General features: G+C 70.6%; 4 protein-coding genes. All 4 read left to right on the top strand.

The window, feature by feature from the left end; genetic code table 11:
* Positions 1–743 precede the first annotated feature (743 nt).
* Genes ABT122_RS33175 through ABT122_RS33160 form a run of 4 tightly spaced genes read left to right on the top strand, consistent with a single transcriptional unit; the run spans position 744 to position 5,243 of the window.
* A complete protein-coding gene (locus tag ABT122_RS33175; RefSeq protein ID WP_351559848.1) occupies positions 744–1,799 on the top strand; it encodes a glucose-1-phosphate thymidylyltransferase in 1,056 nt (351 codons plus the stop codon).
* Positions 1,796–2,812 (top strand): dTDP-glucose 4,6-dehydratase, encoded by a 1,017-nt coding sequence (gene rfbB / locus ABT122_RS33170; RefSeq protein ID WP_351559846.1) that lies wholly within the window; start codon positions 1,796–1,798, stop codon positions 2,810–2,812. The genes ABT122_RS33175 and rfbB overlap by 4 nt, the downstream gene beginning before the upstream one ends.
* The gene (locus ABT122_RS33165; protein WP_502976243.1) at positions 2,809–4,224 is read left to right on the top strand and encodes an NDP-hexose 2,3-dehydratase family protein; all 1,416 of its coding nucleotides are present in this window, start codon (positions 2,809–2,811) and stop codon (positions 4,222–4,224) included. Before rfbB ends, ABT122_RS33165 begins: the two co-directional genes overlap by 4 nt.
* 53 nt (positions 4,225–4,277) lie before the next feature.
* The gene (locus ABT122_RS33160) at positions 4,278–5,243 is read left to right on the top strand and encodes a UbiA family prenyltransferase (protein ID WP_351559844.1); all 966 of its coding nucleotides are present in this window, start codon (positions 4,278–4,280) and stop codon (positions 5,241–5,243) included.
* Positions 5,244–5,360: the final 117 nt, after the last annotated feature.

Genomic DNA, 5,360 nt, shown 5'->3' with positions numbered 1-5,360 from the left:
CAAGCCCGTCCGGCGATTGAGGACGGACCCTGTGCCACAGGGAGCCCGCACCCTGCGGGCCACGGTCGGGGGCCAGCCCCCGAACCCCCGCTCCTCAAACGCCGGAGGGGCTGAGTGGGCGCTCCTCAAACGCCGGAGGGGCTGAGGTGGTGCGGCTCAATCACCGGCGGGGCTGAGGTGGTGCGGCTCGCACTCCGGAGGGGCTGAGGTGGTGCGGCTCGCACTCCGGAGGGGGCTGACATGAGCGCCCCTCAGACGCCGGCGAGGCTGGATGTCGTGCCTCGGCCCGCCCGGAAGGGCTGACATGGGTGCTCCTCGGAACGCCGGAGGGGCAACCCGGCCCGTCCGGGGGCACCTCCCAGAGGCAGCTCCGGGGAGTTCGAGGACAAACCCCGCACCACAGGGCCCCGAGCAAACCCAGCCCGTCCGGCGATTGAGGACGGACCCTGTGCCACAAGACCCCGCATCCCGCGGGCCCGGGACGCGGGGGGCAGAGGGGTGGCCTCCCGCGCGGAGTGGGGCGCCGGGGGAATTGGGGGCTATTCGTGGGCGCCGACGGCAGAGTCTGTCAGGTTGGCTTTGACCTGACAGACTCCGGAAGCGGCCACCCAACCCCCTCCCACCCCTCCGCTACATTGCTCACTGTCACCCTGAAATAGCCGAATCTCACGGCACCCCCTTTCCCGTCGGGTCGAGCATCCCAGACCTGTGACCGGCTAAAGAATTCACTTTGGAAGGGTCCAGTGAAGGCTCTAGTGTTGTCCGGTGGACTTGGAACCCGGCTCCGGCCCTTTACCTACTCCACGCCCAAGCAGCTCATTCCGGTCGCCGGCAAGGCGGTTCTGGAACATGTCCTCGACAATATCCTCGACGCGGGCATCACCGATATCGGCATCATCGTCGGCGACCAGGCCCCCGCCATCAGCGAGGCCATCGGCGACGGGTCCCGGTTCGGCGCCCGTATCACCTATATTCAGCAGGACGAGCCGCGCGGGCTCGCGCACTGTGTGCTGATCGCCCGCGAATTCCTCGGGGACGACGACTTTCTGATGTACCTCGGGGACAATGTGCTCCCCGACGGGATCTCCGCCGTCGCCGAGGCCTTCCACACCCTCCGCCCGGACGCGCAGATCGTGGTGCAGAAGGTCCCCGACCCCAGCGCCTTCGGGGTCGCGGAGGTCGACGGCGACGGGATCGTCCGGGCGCTCGTCGAGAAGCCGGCCGAGCCGCGCAGCGATCTCGCCCTGATCGGGCTCTACTTCTTCACCCCGGCGATCCACGAGGCCGCCGCCGCGATCGGGCCGAGCGCGCGCGGTGAGCTGGAGATCACCGATGCCATCCAGTGGCTGGTCACCCACGGCCGCACGGTCCGGGCCGCGGAGTACGCGGGGTACTGGCAGGACACCGGGCATGTGGCGGCGGTCCTGGAGTGCAACCGGCGGCTGCTCGACACCCTGCGCCCGGCGCTGGCCGGCCAGATCGACGCGGCCAGCGAGATCACCGGCGCCGTCGTCGTCGCGGCCGGCGCCCGGGTGGTGCGCTCGCGGATCGAGGGCCCCGCGGTCATCGGCGCGGGCGCGCTGGTGGAGGACAGCGACATCGGCCGCTACACCTCCGTCGGACCCGGCTGTGTGCTGCGGGACACCGGTATCGACGACTCGATCGTGCAGGACGGGTCGAGCGTCTCGGGCCTGCGCGGGCTGAGCGGTTCGCTGATCGGGCGGTCGGCGTCGGTCCGCGCCGCCGCGCACCACCGGCTGATCGTCGGTGACGACTCCGAGGTGGAGGTCGCACAATGAGGATTCTGGTGACCGGCGGCGCCGGTTTCATCGGCTCGCACTATGTACGCACCCTGCTCAGCGGCGGCTATCCGGGCATGGAGAACGTCCGGGTGACCGTGCTCGACAAGCTGACCTATTCGGGTAACCGGGACAATCTCCCGGCACTGGCCCCCGGCCTGGAATTCGTCCACGGCGATATATGCGACACCGATCTGGTACGGCAGCTCATGCCCGGCCACGACGCCCTGGTGAATTTCGCGGCCGAGTCGCATGTCGACCGCTCCATCGACGCGGCCCGCGAGTTCTTCCGTACCAATGTCATGGGCACCGAGGTGCTGCTCGACGCGGCGGTCCGCGCAAAGGTCGCCCGGGTCGTCCATGTCTCGACGGACGAGGTGTACGGGTCGATCGACACCGGCTCCTGGACCGAGGACTGGCCGCTCGCCCCGAATTCCCCCTATGCGGCGTCGAAGGCGGGATCGGATCTGGTGGCCCGCTCCTACTGGCGCACTCACGGGCTCGATGTGTCGATCAGCCGCTGCTCCAACAACTACGGCCCCCACCAGCACACCGAGAAGCTCATTCCGCTCTTCATCACCAATCTGCTGGAGGGCCGGCAGGTCCCGCTCTACGGCGACGGCCACAACATCCGCGAGTGGATACATGTCGACGACCACTGCCGGGCGGTGCAGTTGATCCTCACCCGGGGCCGGGCGGGCGAGATCTACAACGTCGGCGGCGGCGAGGAGCAGCCCAACACCGCCATCGCGCACCGGCTGCTCGCGCTCTGCGGCGCGGACGAGTCGGCGATCCGGCTGGTGGCCGACCGTCCGGGGCACGACGACCGCTACTCGCTGGACGGCGGCAAGCTCCGCGCCGAGGTCGGCTTCGAGCCGCGGATCGCGTTCGAGCGGGGGCTGCGGGAGACCGTGGAGTGGTACCGGTCCCACCCGGACTGGTGGAAGGCGGTCAAGCGGGCCGCCGAGGGCGGCGGCGCCCCCGCCCCCGTACTCGAGGGGAGTGGACGGTGACCGCCGCACCCGGGGTGTGGGAGACCCCCGACACCGCCGCCGCGCTGCACCGCAGGGAGGACGCGGGGCTCCCGGGCCGGCTGGCGCTCTCCGCGCGGACCGCGCACGGACGGGGCCCGGCCACCGGGGAGTTCGCCGGCTGGCTCGCCGGGCGGGCCCGCGCCCACCACTTCCGGGTCGAGCCCATCGCCTTCGCCGACCTCGACGGCTGGTCGTTCGAGCGGACGACGGGGAACCTGGTGCACCGCAGCGGCCGGTTCTTCACCATCGAGGGCCTGCACATCACCCGGGACGAGGGCCCGTTCCGCGAGTGGCGGCAGCCCATCATCAACCAGCCCGAGGTCGGCATCCTCGGCATCCTGGCCAAGGAGTTCGACGGAGTCCTGCACTTTCTGATGCAGGCCAAGATGGAGCCGGGCAACCCCAATCTGCTCCAGCTCTCCCCCACCGTGCAGGCCACCCGGAGCAACTACACCAAGGTCCACCGGGGCGCGGACGTGAAGTATCTGGAGTACTTCGTCCGCCCGGGAGCCGGCCGCCGGGTACTCGCCGATGTCCTCCAGTCCGAGCACGGCGCCTGGTTCTACCGCAAGGCCAACCGGAACATGCTCGTCGAGACGGACGAGGACGTACCGCTGGACGAGGACTTCTGCTGGCTCACGCTCGGGCAGATCGGCGAGCTGCTCCGCCGGGACAATGTGGTCAACATGGACGCGCGGACCGTGCTGGCCTGCGCGCCCACCGCCCGCGCCGAGGCGGGCGCGCTGCACTCGGACACCGAGCTGCTCTCCTGGATCACCGCGGAGCGCTCCCGGCACGAGGTGCGGGTGCGGCGGATTCCGCTGGCCGAGGTGAAGGACTGGGCGCGCGGCGAGTGGTCCGTGGACCATCAGCCCGAGCGGTACTTCCGGGTCATGGCGGTCTCCGTGCAGGCGGAGAACCGCGAGGTGACCAGCTGGACGCAGCCGCTGTTCCAGCCGGTGGGGACGGGCGTCACCGCGTTCGTCGCCCGGCGCTTCGGCGGCGTACCGCATGTGCTGGCGCACGCGCGGGTGGAGGCCGGGTTCCTGGACACCGTGGAGCTGGCGCCGACCGTGCAGTACACCCCGGGCAACTACGCCCATCTCGATCCGGCGGACCGGCCGCCCTTCCTGGATCTGGTGCTCGGCGCCGACCCCCGGCGAGTGCGGTACGAGGCGGTGCACTCCGAGGAGGGCGGCCGCTTCCACCACGCCGAGAGCCGGTATCTGATCGTGGAGGCCGACGAGGAGCAGGCCCCGGCCGTGCCGCCGCCCGGCTACCGCTGGGTGACCCCCGGCCAGCTCACCTCGCTGGTCCGGCGCGGACATGACGTCAATGTGCAGGCGCGCTCCCTGCTCGCCTGCTTCACCACCCTGGCGGCGCCACTGTGATGCGCCCCGGAACCCCGGTTGGGCGCGACCGCTTTCGATTGTGAGGACGATGCATGGCAGCGAGCACTGAGGTGTCGCCGAGTTCCGGCGGCGTTCTGCGCAGGTTCGGGGTCTACGCGCGGCTGGTGAAGTTCCAGTTCGTGCTCGACTTCTTCCTCGCGCTGGTCATCGTGTGGACGGGAATGGAGCCGGCGGACCGGTTCGACGGCGCGGTTCTCGTGACCATACTGCTCTTCGCGCTGGGCAAGGTCGGTGTGCTGTCCGCGGTGATGACCCTGGACGACGTGACCGGGGTGAAGGACGGCAGCGACACCGCCAACTATCTGGAGGACGGCAACACCGAACTGCGGCCCCTGAAGCGCAAGCCGCTGCTCACCGGTGATCTGACCGTGGAGCAGGCCCAGCGCTTCGGGTACGCGGCGCTGGCGTGGGGCGCGGTGTGGTGGGCCATAGCCACCCTCCAGGCGGCCCACACCCCGCTGTGGGCGCTGATCGTGGCCGGGCTGCTGCTGGTCTTCAGCGTGCAGTACTCCTGGGGGCTGAAGCTCAGCTACATCGGCCTCGGGGAGGTGCTGCTGCTCTTCTCCGCCTCGGCCTTCGTGCTCGCGCCGTACGGCATCACGGTCGGCGAGCTGCCGGCGCTGATCCTGGTGGAGGCGCTGCTCTTCGGCTTCGGTCAGCTGCTGATCGCGGGGTACTCGAACACCAAGGACGTCAGCGGCGACGCGGCCGTGGGCCGGCGCACCGTCGCGGTGCTGACCTCCGAGCGGGGCAACAAGGTCTTCCTGGGGGTGCTGACGACACTGAACCTGGGGGTGATCGTGGTGCCCGCGGCGGCGGGGTGGATCACCTGGTGGTTCGTGGTGGCGATGCTGCCGCTGATCGCGGTCCGGCTCGGCCAGTACGGCTCGTTCCTCCAGAACAGCCACGCGCTGCTGGCACGGAGCCGGGGTGTGGTGGCCTTCCGGGTGACGGTCGGCTGCATGCTGCTCTTCAATGTGATCAATTTCGGGTTCTGAGGAGTTCCGGGGGGGGGGGGGGGGGGCCGGGGCGCCCGCCGGCGGGGGGGGGCCGCGGCCGGGCGGCGCCGATCGGGGGGGCCCCCGCCGCCGGCGCCCGGGCCGAGCACCCCCCCC

Source organism: Streptomyces sp. NPDC001985, assembly GCF_040296845.1.
Taxonomy (GTDB): domain Bacteria; phylum Actinomycetota; class Actinomycetes; order Streptomycetales; family Streptomycetaceae; genus Streptomyces.
Note: the sequence above shows the minus strand (reverse complement) of the source record. Positions and strands in the feature narration are given on the sequence as shown.

Bases quoted from the DNA above. Each gene is read 5' to 3' on its own strand.
- ABT122_RS33160 (WP_351559844.1), top strand. From the start codon at position 4,278: ATGGCAGCGAGCACTGAGGTGTCGCCGAGTTCCGGCGGCGTTCTGCGC.
- rfbB (WP_351559846.1), top strand. From the start codon at position 1,796: ATGAGGATTCTGGTGACCGGCGGCGCCGGTTTCATCGGCTCGCACTAT.